Source organism: Kitasatospora sp. NPDC015120 (assembly GCF_043080305.1).
Classification (GTDB): Bacteria; Actinomycetota; Actinomycetes; order Streptomycetales; family Streptomycetaceae; genus Kitasatospora.
Genome location: NZ_JBIBVJ010000003.1, coordinates 131,614 through 149,141, shown reverse-complemented (window position 1 = coordinate 149,141; position 17,528 = coordinate 131,614). Strand labels below are relative to the sequence as shown.

The window sequence follows — 17,528 nt, the reverse complement described above, 5'->3', positions numbered from 1 at the left end:
CTACGATCGATCACTCGCGGGCCCGGAGGAGTGCGGCTCCCCGGGCGAACACATCGGAGATCCCTTGCCCGCCATTCGTGTGCCCGACCCGGTCGGCGTGCTGCTCGTCGAGGACGACGCGGTCATCCGCCGCTCGGTGCAGCTGGCCCTGGAACGCTACGGCTACGAGGTCGACGTCACGGGGGACGGCCTCGACGGCCTGGAGGCGTTCCGGGCCGGGGCGCACGACGTGCTGATCCTGGACGTGATGCTCCCGAGCCTCGACGGCATCGGCCTGTGCCGGCGGGTCCGCGAGGAGAGCCTGACCCCGATCCTGATGATGTCCGCCCGGGGCGACGCCCTCGACGTCGTGGCCGGGCTGGAGGCCGGCGCCGACGACTACGTGGTCAAGCCGGTGGACATCCCCGTCCTCGTCGCCCGCATCCGCTCCCTGCTGCGCCGCGCCACCTTCCACCGCGCTCCCGCCCCGGAGCCCGCGCACGACGAACGGGCGGCGCAGGCGCCGTCCGCGCCTGCCGGTCCGGCGCGCGTCCCGGAACCCCCGGAATCCCCGGAACCCCCGGCCTCCCCCTCCCCCGACCTCCTCGACCTCGGTGGCCTGACCGTCGACCTGCGCGGCCTGGAGGTGCGCCTGGACGGTCGGCCGGTCCCGCTGACGCCCACCGAACTCCGGCTGCTGCTGGCCTTCGCCGAGAACCCCGGCGCGGTCCTGGACCGCCGCCGTCTGCTGCGCGACGTCTGGGACTACGGCTGGGAGGGCGACACCCGGGTCGTCGACCTGTGCGTGGTGCGGCTGCGCAAGAAGATCGGGGCGGAGCGGATCGAGACCGTCCGGGGCTTCGGCTACAAGCTCGTGCGGGGCTGAGCTGATGACCACCCGGCTGTTCGACCCGCGGTCCCTGCGCTGGAAGGTCGCGGCCCTGGTCGCGCTGGCCTGCTGCGCGGTCGCCGCCGTGATCGGGGTGCTCGTCCACCGGACGACGGCCCAGCGCGGCGAGCGGGCCGGGCGCGAGCTGGCGGCCTCCCAGGTCGCGGCGGCGCAAATGGAGTTCTCGCTCACGGGCGAACGTCCGGGCTTCGCGGACCTGCGGACCACGGCGGACCTGCCGGCACCGCTGGCACGGGCCGTCGCCGACCTGCGGGCGCCCGGCTCGTACGCGCTCTGGTACGACGTCAAGGAGCCGAACTGGTACTGGCTCTGGGCGGCGGCCCCGGTCGGCGACGACCGGGTGGTCGTCGTGCGGACCGACATGAGCGCCGAGGTGCGCAGCCTCCAGCTGCTGGACCGCAGCATGGTCAAGGCCGCGCTCGCCGCGCTCCTGGTCGTCGTGCCCGCGGCCGCTCTCGGGGCGGAACGGATGAACCGGCGGCTGCGCCACGGCTCCCGCACCGCCCGGCGGATCGCGGACGGGGACCTCGACGCCCGGATCGGCAGACGGGGCCGGGCCCGCGACGAGATCACCGAGATGTCGGTGGCGGTCGACGCGATGGCGGCCGCCCTGCAGGCGCGGCTGGCCGCGGAGAAACGCTTCACCGCCGACGTCGCCCACGAGCTGCGCACTCCGCTGATGGGCCTGGTCACGGCGGCGGGACTGCTCCCGGAGGACGACGAGGCGGCGGGCCTGGTCCGCACGCAGGTGCTCGCCCTGCGGGTCCTCGTCGAGGACCTCCTGGAGGTCTCGCGCCTGGACGCCGGTGCCGAGCGGGCACGGCTCGACGAAGTCCCCCTCGGTGAACTCGTCGCCCACGCCGCCGGGCAGGCCGACGGCGGCACCCGGCTGCGGCTGGAGGCCCCCGCCGTCGTCCCGACCGACCCGCGCCGGGTGGAGCGCATCGTCACCAACCTCCTGGCCAACGCCCACCGGCACGGCGCGCCGCCCGTCGAGGTCACCGTCACCGGCACCCGCATCACGGTGCGCGACCACGGCCCCGGCTTCCCGGACGACCTCCTCGCCGACGGGCCGCAGCGCTTCCGCACCGGCGCCACCGAACGCGGCCGGGGCCACGGCCTGGGCCTCACCATCGCCGCCGGCCACGCCGCGGTGCTCGGTGCCACTCTGACCTTCGCCAACGCCCCCGACGCCGGCGCCCTCGCCACCCTCGACCTCCCGCACCCTCCGGCCCGGGAATTGACGGATCCGTGCGGAGATACCCGGCGCGACAGCACCGGAGCGATGAAGGCATAGCCGCATCAGGAAATCCGAAGGCACCGAACCGCCCGCATGCGTCGCAATGCCGATTCGATTTCCGGAGGGCCGGCACCTTCGGTGCGTTCGCCGGCGACCGGTGAATGGCGGCAATGCGACAGAGTCGGCGCGGCTGCCTCGCGGACGACAGCCTCGCCCGCACACCGGTCCGGATCGGTGGAACGGGCCCGGCAGCCGCCGCGGCCGGCCGCCGGTGGCGACGTGCCGGCGGCGCCGACCTGCGAGCGCCCCTCTCGCTCGCCCACGCGAGGAGAGGGGCACTCGCCAGGCCGCGGTGTGCGACGGGTCAGAGGTTCTTCCACCCGGAGCAGCCCGTGTGGTCCTCGCAGACGCGGATCTTGGTCACGTTCGCCGCGTAGTAGCCGTCCGAGCCGTAGGCGTCGTGACCGGAGCCGTCCCACTGGGACAGGTGCTGGCCGTTGGCGAGCCAGAAGTCGGCGTAGACGCCGTTGCCGTCGGACTCGCCGTCGAAGACGAAGACGTGGTTGTCGTTGGCGCGGGCGAAGTCGTCGCCGTGCCAGACCTCCGCGTACGTGAGCGGCCTGGCCGAGGCGGGCGTCGTCAGAGCGAGCGAGGCGGCGGCGATTCCGATCGTCACGGCCGCGATCTTCCCCATCAGGGAGTGTTTGTGTGTCATGGCCGTAATAGTAGGGAGAATTGATTGTCCACAGAGCAGGATTCTGAGCCGTCTGGAACGGCCCCCCGGAACAGATCGTTCCCTTGCCGGGCCCTTCGGGGCGGCATTTTCCGCCGCCGGAATGCCAGTTCCCCACGGGGGGCGCCGGGGCTCCGCGCGCCACGGCTGACACTGTTTCGGTCACATTTCGCGACATTCCCCTGCGGGCGTTGGCCCGAAGGTTCCTCACCCTCCGGCCACCACCGGCCGGCCGGCCTCCGGCCCAGGACCGGACGGCTCCTAGCCAGCCGCGCCGCCCTTGACAAGTCGCACAAGAACAGTTCGCCCATATCGGCGACTTGCGCTCTAAACGCGGATCAATCCGGGCAACTCCCTTGCAGGCGGCTCCCCTCACGTCCCGGACGGGGCGACGCCCCCACGAAAGGCGGAGACCATGAGCACGATCCAGACGGGCAGGCTGCAGCTGAACTCCACCAGCCGCTCGGCGGTCACCGGCGGAGACACCTCCACCTTCACCCAGGTCACCTTCCCCACGCCCTTCCCCAACGGCACGGAGGTGATCGTGGTCCCCTTCGTCCAGACCTTCAACGGCCCGGACACCCCGGGGCTGCGCATCGCCGACGTCACCACCACCGGCTTCAAGATCCGCATCAACGAACTCGTCGGCCGCGGCACCCTCCTGTCCGACGGCCCCCACACCACCGAGACCATCGGCTGGATCGCCGCCACCGTGTAGCCGGCACGGCCCGCCCACCACCAGCCGCACACAGCCGCCGGTCACGGTTGCCGGGGCGCGCCCCGGAAGACCTGCTCGGCATGCCACTCCCGGTGCCGACCGGCGACCGGTTCGATCCCTGCCTGCGGACCGATGACCGGGCGTCCGGCCAAGGCGAGCACCTGCCGGCGGCTGGCCTCGCTGCGTCCGACGAAGCGCTGCGAGACGAGTATGCGATGCCCGGCCCCCAGCCCGAGGACGCCCTTGTCGAACAGCTTGTGGTGCAGGGAGCACAGGCACAGGCCGTTGTCGACCTCGTCCGGTCCGTCGTGGGACCACCAGCGCACATGCGCCGCTTCGAGGCCGACCGTGCTCGCACCCAGCATCCCGTCGTAGCCACAGAAAGCGCACTGGAACTCATATGCGGTCAGCACCAGTTCACGCATCCTCCGGTCCCGCTGCCGGCGCACCGCCCGCTCCTTCCCGCCCGGCGCGCCGGTCAGTCCCGCGGTCTCCGCCAGGTCCAGGTCGAGACCGACCGCCTCGCACAGGTCGGTGTGCAGCGACGGCGGGAAGTGGAAGTCCAGGAGCACCCGCACCAGACGGCCGAGCAGCGCCGGCTCCTTCCGCAGGGCCGCCCGCAGCCCGGGCGCGAGCCTGCCGCTCGCGCCGCTGTCCCGGAGGACCCGCACCCCGGTACCGGGGCTGCCGGGCCCCCGGTCCGTCCTGACCTCCCACACGCCGTCACTGACCAGGTGGTGGAACGGGTACGCCGGGGTCGTCGGATGGGACGGCCCGTACTCCTCCAGCAGCCTCTTCAGCTCCCCCTCGACCACGCTGTACCGCAGTTCGCCGTCGGCATCGCGCTGGAAGCTGCCCAGCGCGTACAGCAGCAACAACGGCTTGTGCGGCGCCCGGACGTCCTTGCTCGTCCACCGTCTCAGCTTCGCCACCCGCTCCAGCCAGTCCATGACCACCCAGGGTAGGCCGGGGCACCGACCCGCCTTCGGCCCCACCCGGGCAGTGCAGCCCCGCACCGGACGTCAGGGCTTCGGGCCGGCCCCGTCCGCGGGCCTGTCCCCGGGGCGGGGAGAGCCGGACCCGGACGCGGCGGAGACCTCCGGAGCCAGGGCATCCGGCGGCGGGAACGGGGTGGGGAGATCGAGTGCGTCGAGCAGGTTCCGGCCGACGGCGGTGGTCTGGGACAGCAGACCCCGGGCGACCGGCCGGCGGCTGTCGAAGGCCGGGTCACGGGCCAGCGCCGCGGGCGAGGTGGCCGGCGACAGCCGGAAGTGCCGCCAGTTGACGGCCTGTCCCCGGTAGGTCACCTCGAACAGGTCCGGCTTGTGCCAGGCCACGAAGGACCAGCGGCTGTCCTCGTGGCAGGCCCAGGCACCGACCGGGCCGTCCAGGCCGGTGCAGCCGAGGGCGTCCAGGGCGGCCCGGCTGGGGTTGGACCAACTGCCGTGGACGGAGATCAGATTGGCGGCATGCCGGCGTGCGACGGTGCCTCGCCGGGTGCCGAGCTTCCGGACGGCCTTGGCCGCCGCGTCCTCCTGGAGCTGGTTGGCGAGCTCCAGGACGCGGTACGGCTCCACCAGGACGCCGAACCGCGCGGCCAGCTCCGGTGCGACGTAGGCCGCGATCCGCTCCTCGCTCGCGGCCAGCAGCAGTTCGGCCAGCGTCGCGGCCAGCCGCTCGTACCGCCTCCTCTCGGCCGTGCCGACGCCCTGGGACTCCAGCACGGCCAGCACCAGGGCTGCCAGCGAGGCCGCCGATTCGGCGTCCTCCGGGGAGAGCCGGTACGGGTCGAGCCGCTCCAGCGGGGTGGTCACCTCGGCCAGCAGGGCGTACCACGTCCGGTCGCCGCCCGGCCACGTGTCCCCGGCCAGGAATTCGAGCAGAACCCGGACCAGCAACAGCCTCGGGACGATCGGCAGATCCGCACGCGCCCGGCCGAGCCGTGCGGCCAGCCGCCGCCGGGAGGCCCGGAGCGGTTCTCCGGCGTCCCGGGGCGGCTCGTCCACCGCGGGCTGCTCCTCGCTCTCCTCGGTGTCGCTCTCCAGACCTGCTTCCTCCTCGGGCGTGAACACCTCGAACCAGGAACGCCCGCCCGACTCGTCCTCCTCTCCGCCCGCCCCGGGCGGCGGCGCGTCCGAAGGCTCGGCGGCGCCCTGCCGCCCGAGGGCGAAGAGGGTCAGCGGGAGCCCGAGCCCCGGCTCACCCGGCCCGGAGCCGGCGGAGGCCGGCGGCCCCGGGCGGGCCGGCGAGTTCCCGGAAGAGGGTTCGGGCCGGGTGTCGAGCAGGCTGCGGAGGAGCTGCTCCAGCAGCGCATGGTGCCGGAAGAGGTCCACGGCCTGGAGCGGCGCGGGCTCCCGGCTCTCGGCCGCCGGCCGGTGGACGGCCCGCGCGACGTCCGTCACGGGCACGAGGTCCGGGCTGCCGAGGATGCCCACCCGGCTGCCCGGATCGGCGTCCACCGGGAAGAGGTGCTCCGCGGCCCCGGCCGGCACGGCGCCGATCGCGGTCCACTCCTCCGGCGGCCGGCTGTAGGGGGAGAGCCGCAGTTCGACGCTCCGCTCGGCGGCCCGGGCCAGCCAGACGCGCAGGCCGCCCTGCTCGCGGACGGCGCCGAGGAGCCGCGGAAGGCCGGCGACCGGCGACTCCCCGGCGCTCCGCCTCGGTGGTGCGAGGTGCTCGACGCTCTCCGGAGCGACCGGTTCCCCCGGCGGTGCCAGCGAACGGCCGAGCGGTGCGATCACACCGATCTCGCAGTTGCCGCTGCCCGTCATCACCCCGAGCAGGGCTGCGGCGGAGAGGTTCGGACTGCCCGTGAGCGCCCAGCGCTGCCCGTCGGCGACCCACTCGATCAGCTTGCCGTGCCGGTACCGGCCGTCGTACGGGCCCCGGCGGGCCTCCCGCCGCAGCTCGCCGCCGTGCTGCCGCAGGAGCGCGGCCACGGCCGGCCCGTCGAGCTCGGTGCCGTGTTCCTGGTAGCAGACGGTCAGCCGGCGCGGCTTCAGCCGGGCCACCAGCCGGGTCAACGCCGTCGCCCCCTCGTCGTGGAAGGGGGCGGAGACGGTCAGTTCCTCCACCGGCCCCTCGGGCAGTTGCCCGAGGATCGGCCGGTGGAGCGAGGAGACGAACCTGGTCTGCGGCTCGACCGCCGGGGCGGCCGCGACGCGGTGCTCCAGCAGCTCGGCGGTGCGGTTCAGCGCGGTGACGACGGGCGGCATCATCGCGACCCGGCCGTGCGGAAGTCCGCGCAGCCAGGCGGCCAGGTCCCCGAAGAGGGCGGGGGTGCCCTCGGCGGTCGAGCGGAGTACCGTCCACAGCTCGTGGTTGGTGCTCCAGCCGGCCACGGTCGCGTTGCCCGAGCCGATGGCCACGGTGGCCCGCTCGGGCCCGGCCATGACGAAGAGCTTCGGGTGGAAGGCGGCGCGGGCGGCAGCGGGCCCGACGAGGTAGTCACGGCCGGGCAGGCGCGCCGAGCGTGGATCGAGCACCAGGTGGTCGACGTCCCCGAGCACCGTCAGGCGGGCTCCGGCGGCCCGGGCCGGGCCGAGCGCGAACTTCTCCAGCAGTTGCAGGTCGACGGTGTAGCTGAGCAGCAACAACTCGGCGGCCTGGCAGTCACGGTGCGCCTCCTCCTCGTGTACGAGTTCCAGCGGGGAGGCGATGGACGCTTCATCAGGCACAGAGGTCCCGCCCGAGATCGGTGACGCGCCAGCTCCGCGCGTCGACGGCCAGCACACCGCAGCCGGCCAGCACGTAGGCCAGGCGGTTGAGACGGAGGATCACCCGCGAGGTCCCCTCGGGACCCCGGGTGAAGAGGAAGGTGTCACGCTGCTGGAGCTTGGTGGGCAACCGCAGCCGTCCGTCGGGGGCGGACCGGGACTTCGCGAGCGCGACCCGGGCGGAGCGGCGCAGCAGGATCACCGCGAGCTCGCGGGCGCACTCGGCGAGCGGAAGGCCACGGCGTTCCGTCAGATGGGCGGCGAGCCAGCGCGGGTGCAGCTCCTGCCCGTGCTCGCGCGACGGCCCGTTGAAGGCGATCGCGGTGTCGCCGGTGAGCTCCTCGGCCCAGCGGGCCCCCTGGGCGAGCACGGCGAGCTCCTCCTCCGGACGGATCCCGCCACCGGAGGCGCCGAAGCCGGTGCCGGCCGTCGGGGCGGGCAGCGCGTCCCAGAACTCGCCGACCGTCCCCGGCGGCACGGCCCGCGCGAACCGGTCGGCCCACTCCGCCTGGTGCACGCCCTCCGCGGCCTGGCCGACCAGCCAGGACCAGAGCCTGCGCCAGGCCGTCACCGAGTAGTTCCGCATCGCCAGGCCGCGCCAGTCGGCCGCGCGGACGTACCCGGCGAGCGCTCCCCCCTCGGCCATCCGGGGGTCGAGGGCCAGGAACTCGCCCACCGCCTGCTCGACCGGACGGTCCGACCGATGACCGTCCAGGATCCGCGTGAGCAGCCGGACGGTCTCCCGCCGCCGGGCCCCGGCCTCGTCCGAGCCGTCCTCGGGCGCCCGGCAGAGCAGCTCCGCCAGCCACCGCCCGTCCGGCTGCGCACCGCCCCGGCAGACACAGAGCTGCTCCACGTGGGACTCGACGTCGGCCAGCCGCAGCTCCGCCCCCCGGGCCAGCTCCAGCACGGGCCCGAGGCCGTCGCGGACGGCGCGCAGGTCCAGCCGCGGCCCGGGCCCGGGACGTCCCGCGGAGCCGGGGACGCTCACCAGGATGCCGAGTTCGCGCTCGGAGGTCTGGTACGGCGGCAGGAAGCCCCACCTGCTGCGGGTGTAGCCGCCCTTGACGGGCCGGACGGCCTCCGCGAAGTCCACCGTGGGAGCAGTGAAGAGCCCGCGCAGCCGCCCCTCGCCGTGGGCCTGCGGGAACCCGTGCAGGCCGTGGTCCTCCCGGTGCAGGTGGGAGGCGGCGGCGAGCACCACCTCACAGCGGCGCAGCAGTTCCTGGGTCTCGGCGCTGCCGAGCCCCCGCGCGTCGGCCTCGGCCGCGACGAGGCCGTGCAGCGCGTAGTAGCGGGCGTGCGGGGTCACCGTGGTCACCCCGGGAACCAGATGGGCGACCTGCCGCAGCACGTACCGCTCCACCGCCAAGGGGTACTTCCCGTCGAGGAGCCTCAGCCCGCTCTCCGACCACGCCGCGCCGACCCTGTACGCCAACTCCTGCACCGCCGCCTCCCCGGCACGGCAGCCTCCGCCACGCCTCGCCGCGGTGATCCTACGTCCGGGCCGACGGGCCGCAGTACGCCGCTGGAACAGCCCGCCTCTCCCGGGGGGCGGGCACAAGGCGGCGGGCCGTTCCGCCCCGGGTGGAGACCGGCGGGGTGGCTGTCGGGAGTCCTGTCGCCTCGGGTGTCCCACCGTCCCCGTCCCGGCCTCCGGTGCGTCACGATCCGGGGCGGGTGGGGCGCGTGGTGCCGACGAGGATGCGGCGCGTTCCGTAGGCCCACATCGCGATCTCGACCCGGTTGCGGGCGCATGTTCGGGCTCGGCCTGGCCACGGCGATCCTCATCGACGCCACGGTCGTACGCATGGTGCTGGTGCCGGCGACCATGGCACTCCTCGGCCGGGCCAACTGGTGGCTGCCGGGGTGGCTGGACCGGATGCTTCCCGGCGTCCCGGCCGGCACCGACGACCCTGATGCGGAATCCACGGGTGAGGCCCCGCGTCCGCGGCTGGTCGGCCGTTGACCCGGCTCCCGCCCCGGCCCCGGCGTCCGGCACCTCGGCGCCTGCCTCCGCCGGCGGCCTGCCCCGACCACCGCGCGGTCCGCGCCCGGTGGGCCGCGATCAGGCCGCGGTGCCAGGGGCAGGAGGTCTTCGGGGTGCGGGCAGCCGGTGGCGCAGCGGCGGACGGGGCCGCCGGAAGGGTTCTGCTCCCTGGCGGTGAGGCGTCGTACGCGCGCGTGGAGCCGGCTCTCTGTCGTGCGGTCAGCTGCCCACGGACGCTCCGGGTCTCCCGGGCCAACCGCCGCGCGCCAGGCCTCGGCCGGCCCGCAGGGCCGGCGGCCGCCGGGACGGGGAGGGCCGGAGCGAGCAGTCCGGATCGCCGGGCATATCACGACTTGTTCGTGCGGGGATGGCCGGGGGGCGGAAATACGCATGAGGCATATCGGCGCCATAATTGGACCTGAAGCTGTCCATACTGACCTATTCGGCGCACGCGGGGGCGGGGCCGCGGGGAATATTTGGTGCATTCGCGGAGGAAGTGATCGGGCGATCTAGTCGCCGGTCGGGGGGCTCTGCTATTTCTTCTGGTTCCTCCGGTATCGGAGGCATCAATAAGGAGTGGCAATTGCGCATCCTTAGTTCCCGAACACGCCCGATGTGGCGGACCGCCGCGATCGTGGCCCTCGCCATGGCGGCGGAGACCGCGACCGTGGTGATGACAACGGGCCAGGTCATGGCCGCCCCGGTCAGGTCCGGTGCGCTGTCTTCCGCCAGTGCCGCCACGGCCCCGGCGACACCCCTGGCCTGGGCGGTCTCACCCGAGTCCGTCCACGGCCCCAGCGGCGTCCACTACACCACGAGCGCCACACCGACATTACGGGCGAAGGCGGTCGACGCCGATGGCGGAACGTATCAGGCCCAGTTCGAAATAACGGCCGATCCGGCGTTCGGCGACACCACCTATTCATACACCGCCAATTCGGCACCCACTGCCTCGGGCGTGAACGCGCTGTACACGGTGCCGGTGAACCAGGCACTGCCGGACGGCAAACACCTGCGGCTGCGTGCCCGGGCTTTCGACGGTACCGACTACAGCGACTGGACCGCGTACACGCCGTTCGTGGTCGACACCACGCGTCCGGCGGCCGCGACCGTGTCGTGCGCCGGCTACGGCGCCGGCACCTGGACCGCCCCGCAGTCCGGCGGCGCGGTCTGCACCCTGGACACCACCAGCACCGACGGCCAGGGATACGCCTGGGGAATGGACGACGAGGGCACCCCGGAGCGGCTGTACGACACCGCCGACGGCACCGACGGCGACCCGCTCCAGCTGACCGTCGACCCGGCGGCCGGCTGGCACACGCTCTACGTCCGGTCCATCGACGCGGCGGGGAACCTGACGTCCGCCGCCACCGCGTACAGCTTCGGGATCGGAGCCGACGGAGCCGCGCTGCTGACGCCCTCCGAGGGCGACCGCCCGGCCCGCACGGTCACGTTGACCGCGATCGGCCGCACGTCCTACACCGGCGCCACCTACGAGTACCGCCTCGGCGACACCGACAGTTGGAAGACCGTTCCGGCCGGTGACGTGACCGCGGCCTCCAACGGAGGCGCCGTCAGCTGGCCGGTGGCGGTCGCCTCCGGCCAGCCTGCCGCGCTCACCTGGAACCTGACCGGCACCCTCCCGAAGGACAGCACGGTCCAGATCCGGGCCCGCTTCACCGACGGCACGAACACCGGCTACAGCCAGACGACCAGTGTGATCGTCGACCGCAACGCCGGCACCGCCCCCCTGCAGGGCGTCGGTCCGGGCAGCCTGAACTCGCTCACCGGCGACTACACCCTGTCGGGCGCCGACGTGTCGGTCTTCGGGCTGGCCGTCAACCGCACGGCGTCCTCGCGCCGGCCCGCCGCCGGTGGCGCTCAGGAGGGACAGGTCGCGATCTTCGGGCCGGAGTGGACAGCGGGCACCACCGCCGCGGTCACCGCCTCCGCCTGGTCCTACGTCCAGCAGACCTCGGCGACCTCCGTCGCGGTCGTGCGCCCCGAGGGCATACAGGTCAACTTCACCGCCGCGGCGGGCGGTGCCTGGGTGCCGGAGACGGGTGCGGAGAGCCTCTCCCTCACCGGCTCCCTCACCGGCTCCTTCACCCTGAAGGACACCGAGGGCGTCACCTCCACGTTCAGCAAGGTGGACGCCTCGTCCACGGTCTGGAACGCCTCCACCAGCTACCGTCCCACCGGTGAGTCGACCACCACGGTCGTCTCGGAGACGGTCGTGTCGGGGTCCACCACGCTCGCCAGGCCGAAGTACGTCATCGCGCCCAGCACCGCCGTCACCAACGCGGCCTGCCAGGCCGCACCGGCGACGGCGGGCTGCCGGGTGCTCGAATACGTCTACGCCACCGGCACCACCGCCACCTCGGACACCCCGGGCGACTACCTCGGCCGGGTCTCCCAGATCAAGCTGTGGGCGACCGACCCGGGGGCGAGCGCCGCCACCGCCACCGCGGTGGTCCAGTACGCCTACGACACCGCCGGACGGCTGAGCGCCTCCTGGGACCCCCGCCTGACGACCCCGCTCAAGGCGGCCTACACCTACGACAGCGCCGGACGCGTCACCACCCTGACCACCGCCGGTGAACTGCCCTGGACGTTCACCTACGGCACCGTGGGCAGCGGCGGCCTCTCCGGCCCGGGCATGCTGCTCAGCGTCTCGCGCCCCACCCTGACGCCCGGCACGACCGCGACCGTCAACGGCACCGCCACCAGCAGCGTCGTCTACCACGTCCCGCTGACCGGCGCCAAGGCGCCGCTGCAGATGGGTGCCGCGGACGTACGCGCCTGGAACCAGAAGGACGTGCCCGCCACCGGCACGGCGTTCTTCCCCGCCGACCAGGTGCCCGCGTCCGCCAACGGCGCTGACCTCAACGCCGGGGACTACACCAGGGCGACCATCCTCTACACCAACGCCTCCGGACGTCTGGTGAACAGCGCCGAGCCCGGCGGCCACATCTCCACCACCCAGTACGACCGGTTCGGCAACACCGTCCGCACCCTCGGCGCCTCCAACCGCTCCCTCGCGCTCGGGCTCACCCCCGCCGACACCGCGGCCCAGGCGGAGCTCGGCATCGCCGGTCTGAGCAGCGCCGAGCGGGCCGAGCTCCTCGGCTCGTACAACTACTACAACGGCAAGGGAACCCGGCTCCTGGAGGAGTTCGGTCCCCTGCACACGGTCGAGCTGACCAAGGACTTCAAGAGCGGCACCACCGTGCTGGCCCCGGCCGGCAGCACCGTCGCGGCGCGCTCCTGGAAGGTCAACGAGTACGACGTCGAGCGGCCCACCGACGGCAGCGCCACGGTCCAGGACCAGCTCACCACCACCACCGCGGGCCTGCGGGTCAACGGCTACGACTCGCTGCTCACCGACAAGCGGGTCACCTACACCCAGTACGACTGGGCGAAGGGCCTGCCCAAGCTGGTGACCCAGGACTCCGGCGGCCTCGCGCTGACCACCGGCACCGTGTACGACGCCCAGGGCCGCGTCATCGGCGTCCAGCTGCCGGGCAGCACCGGTGGCGACGCCGCCGCCAAGGTCACCGTCTACTGGGACGGCTCCGGCACCACCTCCGACTGGTGCAAGGGGCGCCCCGAGTGGGCCGGTCTGATCTGCTGGACCGGGCCTGCGGGTGACATCACCGGCGGCGGCGGCAACCCGAACACCCTGGTCGACTCGACCATCACCTACAACCGCTACGGCAAGGCGCTGACCACGGTGGACACCTCCGGCAGCGCGTACCGCACCACCGCGATCACCTACGACGCGGCGGACCGGGTCGTCACCACCAAGATCACCGGCAACCAGGGCCAGGCGGTCCCCGAGGTCACCCAGACCTACGACCCGCAGACCGGCCGGCTGCTCACCTCGGCCTCCACCCTGGGCGGAACCATCACCCACGGGTACGACAAGCTCGGCCGTCAGATCTCGTACACCGACGCGGACGGCGCCACCACGAACACCAGCTACGACGCACTCGACCGCCCGCTGGTGATCTCCGACAGCGTCCCGTCCACCGTCACCTACAGCTACGACACCGCGAAGGAGCCGCGCGGCGTCCCGGTCGGCCTCACCGACTCGGTGGCCGGCACCTTCACCGCCACCTACACCCCCGACGGCGCCCTGGCCACCGAGAAGCTTCCCGGCGGCTACACCCTGACCCGCAAGCAGGACCCGAGCGGCGCCACCGTCGCCCGGACCTACACCCGGGACAGCGACGGCGCGGTGGTGCTCGCCGACAGCATCGTCCAGTCCGTCCACGGACAGGTGACCACCCACAGCTCCAGCAACGGCGTCGGCTCCGTCCAGCGCTACGCCTACGACGGAGCGGGCCGGCTGTCCGAGGTCAAGGACACCACCGGCGGTGTCTGCACGCTGCGCACCTACACCCTGGACAAGCGCGCCAACCGCGTCGCCCAGTCCACGGCCACGGGTGCCGCCGGTGCGGCCTGCCCCACCAGCGGGGCCACGACCAACCACACCTACGACAGCGCCGACCGCCTGACCGACACCGGGTACGCCTACGACGCGTTCGGCCGCACCACCACGCTGCCCGGCACCACCAACGCCTACTTCACCAACGACCTGGTCCAGCAGCAGACCACCGGGTCCAAGCGCACCACCTGGACCCTGGACTCCAATCAGCGTTTCCGCACCGCCAAGGCCGAGACCAGCGTCTCCGGCACCTGGAGCACCGACGCGACCAGCGTCAACCACTACTCCGCGGACAACGACACGCCGCGGTGGATCACCGAGGACGCCGCCGGGAACACCACCCGCAACGTCTCGGGCCTGGGCTCCGGCGTGGAGGCGACCACCACGGCCACCGGTTCACCCGTCCTGCTGTTCACCAACATCCACGGTGACGTGAGCCTGCGGGTGCCGCTCACGGCGGGCAGCACGCCCACCGCCACCGACACCGACGAGTTCGGCAACCTCAAGCCCGGGGCCGCCGGCGGCCGGTACGGCTACCTCGGCGCCTACCAGCGCTCCACCTCGACCCCGGCGGGCGTGACCCTCATGGGCGTGCGCCTCTACAACCCCGCCACCGGCCGGTTCCTCTCGACGGATCCCGTCCACGGCGGCAACGCCAACGCCTACGAGTACTGCTCCGGAGACCCGGTCAACTGCACCGACCTCGACGGCCGTTGGAGCGCGTCCAAGACCCGGTACTACTCCTGGGGCAGCGTCTCGGGCCGGTACTGGTCGGCGTCCTCCTGGACGGGGACCGGCTGGGGCGGGGCCACCGCCACCGCCAACTTCAACAGGCTCTGGACCTGGCGCATCGGCAACTACGGCTGGTACAGCTACCTCATCATCGGTGGCATCACCGGCCTCGTCTCCGCCCTCGCCCCGCCGGCGGCCCCGGCCGCCATCGCGATCGGCGCCCTCGTCTCCATGTACTGGGGCACCATCCAACTGATCGCCAACTGGGCCTCCAACACCGGCAAGTGCCTGGGCATCGGATCCGGAGCGGCGATCTACCACCGCTACTACGTCCCGATCTACGCCAGCGGCGCCTACGGCATTCCGTACCGCCGCAACTGCTGACCCACCCCGACCGGACGGGCCGTCCCGGGCACGCGCACCGCGTGCCCGGGACGGCCCGTGCACCCCAGTGAGGACCCGACATGAACCGGTACCGAGCGCTCTCCAACGCCTGCTTCGCCTCGGCCCTGACCGTGGCCGTCATCGGCGTGGCCGCCTCGTTCCTGTCCGGGCGGGCGTACGGGGCTCCCGGCTTCTGGACCGCCACCGGTTTCGCGCTCGCCGCATGGGGCGCCGAGCGCCGTGCCAACCGATCCTGACGGAGTAACCGGCCAGGGCGCGCCTCTGCACCTCGTGGCGCTTCCCGAGCCGGCATCCGCGGTGCCCGCCCGCCCGTGGTTCACCCCGGACACCGGGCCGATCCGCACGGCCGGGCCGGCTTCCGCGCCGACCGCACCAGCCCGCGCATCAGCCTCCGCTCCAGCGACTTCCCGCCCGCCGCCCCGGGCCCTCCACGGCGACGACGTCGCCGCCGAGGTCCCCGGCGCTGCCGAACCGTGCCGCGTCGAGGGGCCCGTCGCGCATCCGGCAGGTAGACAGGCGGTCGCGCCCGCAAAGGCAGGCTCCACGGCCGGCCGGGGCCGCACTGTGCCGGCGCCCTCGCGGCGCAGTACCGTCACCAGCTTGCGGAAGTCGCGCGGGCTCAGCCCGGTGAACGGGGCTTCCAAGACGGCTCTGACGCCGTGATCACACCAGCCACACCAAGATCATCTCACCGTAGATCCGAAGCCTGTGCGACGAGGAAATGTGCTGGGCCTCACATCGTTGGGCCGGTACTGTACGGAAACGATCTCAGGGGGTGGGCTGATGCGGCCGGTGTTGCTGGTGGACGTCGACGGACCGCTGAATCCGTATGCGGCAAAGCCGTACCGGCGTCCGGAGGGCTACGGGACGCACCGGCTGCTGACACCGCGGTGGGAGGCGGCCGAGCGGCGTCGACTCACCGCGTGGGGACTGCCCAACAAGCCGGTCAAGCCGCTGCGGGTCTGGCTCAACCCTGACCATGGGCCAGCACTGGCCGAGCTCCCCTATGACCTTGTCTGGGCGACGACCTGGGAAGAGGAGGCCAACGACTTCCTTGCGCCCTTGCTGCGGCTGCCCGTGCTGCCGTTCATCGCCTGGTCCGAACCGCGTCCCCAGCCGGAAGGCGGCGTGTTCTGGAAGACGCCAGAGATCATCGCGTGGGCCCAGGGCCGTCCGTTCGCTTGGGTCGACGACCAAATCACCGATGCGGATCGCTCGTGGGTCCAAGCGCACCATGATGGCCCAGCCCTCCTGCACCAGGTGGATCCGCAGACCGGGCTGACTGCCGCTGACTTCGCCGCCCTGTCGGACTGGGCGGCCAACATACGCTGACACCGGCGGATCGCGTGGCGCGACAACCTCGCGCGCCACATGATCGCTTACGGGACAGCCCTTAGTCTTCGGAGTTCTGAAGCGGGATAGGCGCATTGAAGACGTCGACGACGAACTCCGAGCCTCCTTGCGGTGATTCAGCGGCGCGTAGTCCTTCGTCGTCTGGTTGACCTGCTCGGTGGCGCGGTAGACATCATCGGCGACGATTTTGTTGACGTTGACGGCGAGGGCGAGGGCCTCACCGTTGCCGAGGCCGCAGCCACTCATCAGCTCGGCGACGAGGTTGGAGGTCTCGTCGCCGGCCTCGCGTATCGCGCCGAGCTACACGAGCGAAGGGATGACCGCGCGCTTCGGGTCGTACTGAGGCGGAGTGACACCGTCGAACGGGTTCTCCGGGTAGCGGCCGAGGCGGTGGACGTCGAGCAGGATCGTCTTGAGTTTGGCGAAGGCGTTGGCCTGGGTGGCCAGGCCAACGCCATTGCGTTCCATGGTCTGGATGAAGGCGTCGACGACCTTGTGGTCGAAGGTGGCCATCCGGCGGCTGTGGAACGCCGGGTAGAGGTGGTGTTCGAGGAGCGAGTCGAGGTGCCGCAGCGATGCCGGGGCGAGTGCGCGCTGGCCGGCCTTCCACTCCTCGGTGTACGTCCCGAAGTTCATCGCGCCGTACTTGCGGTTGCGCTCGGCCGTGCTTTGGCTCCAGGGGTTCTCGCGCTTCGCCCGGTAGATCTCGGTGAGCCGGCCGATTGCCTTGTCCTGGGTGGCGAAGCCGGACTCCTCGGTCTGCCGACCGGAGGCGTTGCGGAACCGGATCACGTAGGTGTGCGGGCACTTCGACCATCGCGCCTGCGGGTGCTCACAGGTCTTGAAGAAGGTGCCCATGCCGCAGACCAGGGTCCTCGGGGCCATCGCCTGCGGTCTCCATCCCGTCCGATGCTGACGTTTTGCTGACCGCAGATGGTCCGCCACACCCCTGACCTGGGAAGAAACGCAAATCACGTGGTATGTGGTGGAACTTCATCGGCCGTACCAACGAGGAGATCGCCCAGACCCGCGCCGACTGACAGTCCGGCACCCGCTTCGGCGAAGTCCATGGCTACGCCCGCAGCCGCCTGCCCACCCCGGAGCTGCCGCTGACGCCACTGAAGCCGCAAAGCCACGAGCGCTGAGTTGGCGCCGTTAGCTGTGCGGCGGGCCGTGTCGTGGGCGCATCGGTGGTGCTCGACGCGCCCCCCACGTGCTCCGGTGCGTTCGGCGGCGTTGTCCGGATCGCCCCTCCGTACCAGGAGCGATGTGATAGGAATAGCGGCTGACGGCGGGCCGAAC

General features: G+C 72.6%; 11 protein-coding genes and 3 pseudogenes. 8 read left to right on the top strand and 6 right to left on the bottom strand.

Going from position 1 to position 17,528, the window contains the following annotated elements; all coding sequences use genetic code 11:
- Positions 1-64 precede the first annotated feature (64 nt).
- Both ACF1AK_RS09450 and ACF1AK_RS09445 read left to right on the top strand, forming a co-directional pair.
- Positions 65-865, top strand: a complete 801-nt coding sequence (locus ACF1AK_RS09450) for a response regulator transcription factor (RefSeq protein WP_391498165.1) — start codon at positions 65-67, stop codon at positions 863-865.
- A gap of 4 nt (positions 866-869) precedes the next feature.
- Complete coding sequence (locus ACF1AK_RS09445) at positions 870-2,186, top strand: sensor histidine kinase (RefSeq protein WP_391498164.1); 1,317 nt, start codon at positions 870-872, stop codon at positions 2,184-2,186.
- Between the two features lie 307 nt (positions 2,187-2,493).
- On the opposite strand, the gene ACF1AK_RS09440 is transcribed toward ACF1AK_RS09445, so the two are convergent.
- Complete coding sequence (locus ACF1AK_RS09440; protein ID WP_391498163.1) at positions 2,494-2,844, bottom strand: hypothetical protein; 351 nt, start codon at positions 2,842-2,844, stop codon at positions 2,494-2,496.
- Positions 2,845-3,277: 433 nt separating this feature from the next.
- On the opposite strand from ACF1AK_RS09440, the gene ACF1AK_RS09435 reads away from it, so the two are divergent.
- Positions 3,278-3,580 carry a hypothetical protein gene (locus ACF1AK_RS09435; RefSeq protein WP_391498162.1) on the top strand — a complete coding sequence of 101 codons (303 nt, stop codon included), beginning with the start codon at positions 3,278-3,280 and terminating at the stop codon, positions 3,578-3,580.
- A 41-nt stretch (positions 3,581-3,621) separates the two neighbouring features.
- On the opposite strand, the gene ACF1AK_RS09430 is transcribed toward ACF1AK_RS09435, so the two are convergent.
- From ACF1AK_RS09430 to ACF1AK_RS09420, 3 genes are all read right to left on the bottom strand, one after another.
- Complete coding sequence (locus tag ACF1AK_RS09430; protein ID WP_391498161.1) at positions 3,622-4,530, bottom strand: phosphorothioated DNA-binding restriction endonuclease; 909 nt, start codon at positions 4,528-4,530, stop codon at positions 3,622-3,624.
- Between the two features lie 72 nt (positions 4,531-4,602).
- Positions 4,603-7,257 carry a hypothetical protein gene (locus ACF1AK_RS09425; RefSeq protein WP_391498160.1) on the bottom strand — a complete coding sequence of 885 codons (2,655 nt, stop codon included), beginning with the start codon at positions 7,255-7,257 and terminating at the stop codon, positions 4,603-4,605.
- The gene (locus tag ACF1AK_RS09420; protein WP_391498159.1) at positions 7,250-8,734 is read right to left on the bottom strand and encodes a hypothetical protein; all 1,485 of its coding nucleotides are present in this window, start codon (positions 8,732-8,734) and stop codon (positions 7,250-7,252) included. The genes ACF1AK_RS09425 and ACF1AK_RS09420 overlap by 8 nt, the downstream gene beginning before the upstream one ends.
- A 315-nt stretch (positions 8,735-9,049) precedes the next feature.
- On the opposite strand from ACF1AK_RS09420, the pseudogene ACF1AK_RS09415 reads away from it, so the two are divergent.
- The 3 genes and pseudogenes from ACF1AK_RS09415 to ACF1AK_RS09405 all read left to right on the top strand — a co-directional run.
- Positions 9,050-9,265, top strand: a pseudogene (locus ACF1AK_RS09415) (hypothetical protein); the annotation flags it as partial.
- Between the two features lie 604 nt (positions 9,266-9,869).
- On the top strand, positions 9,870-14,852 hold the full coding sequence (locus ACF1AK_RS09410; protein ID WP_391498158.1) for an RHS repeat-associated core domain-containing protein: 4,983 nt from the start codon (positions 9,870-9,872) through the stop codon (positions 14,850-14,852).
- Positions 14,853-14,932: 80 nt separating this feature from the next.
- Positions 14,933-15,109 carry a hypothetical protein gene (locus ACF1AK_RS09405; RefSeq protein WP_391498157.1) on the top strand — a complete coding sequence of 59 codons (177 nt, stop codon included), beginning with the start codon at positions 14,933-14,935 and terminating at the stop codon, positions 15,107-15,109.
- 284 nt (positions 15,110-15,393) lie between these two features.
- On the opposite strand, the pseudogene ACF1AK_RS09400 reads toward ACF1AK_RS09405, so the two are convergent.
- Positions 15,394-15,549, bottom strand: a pseudogene (locus ACF1AK_RS09400) (IS5/IS1182 family transposase); the annotation flags it as partial.
- A 107-nt stretch (positions 15,550-15,656) separates the two neighbouring features.
- Here ACF1AK_RS09400 and ACF1AK_RS09395 point away from each other — a divergent pair.
- Entirely contained in the window at positions 15,657-16,205 is a 549-nt protein-coding gene (locus ACF1AK_RS09395; protein WP_391498156.1) for a hypothetical protein, read from the top strand.
- A 321-nt stretch (positions 16,206-16,526) separates the two neighbouring features.
- Here the strand turns inward: ACF1AK_RS09395 and ACF1AK_RS09390 are convergent, their stop codons facing one another.
- Entirely contained in the window at positions 16,527-17,111 is a 585-nt protein-coding gene (locus ACF1AK_RS09390) for a hypothetical protein (protein WP_391498155.1), read from the bottom strand.
- A 95-nt stretch (positions 17,112-17,206) separates the two neighbouring features.
- On the opposite strand from ACF1AK_RS09390, the pseudogene ACF1AK_RS09385 reads away from it, so the two are divergent.
- Positions 17,207-17,371 (top strand): annotated as a pseudogene (locus ACF1AK_RS09385) (pirin family protein); the annotation flags it as partial.
- Positions 17,372-17,528: the final 157 nt, after the last annotated feature.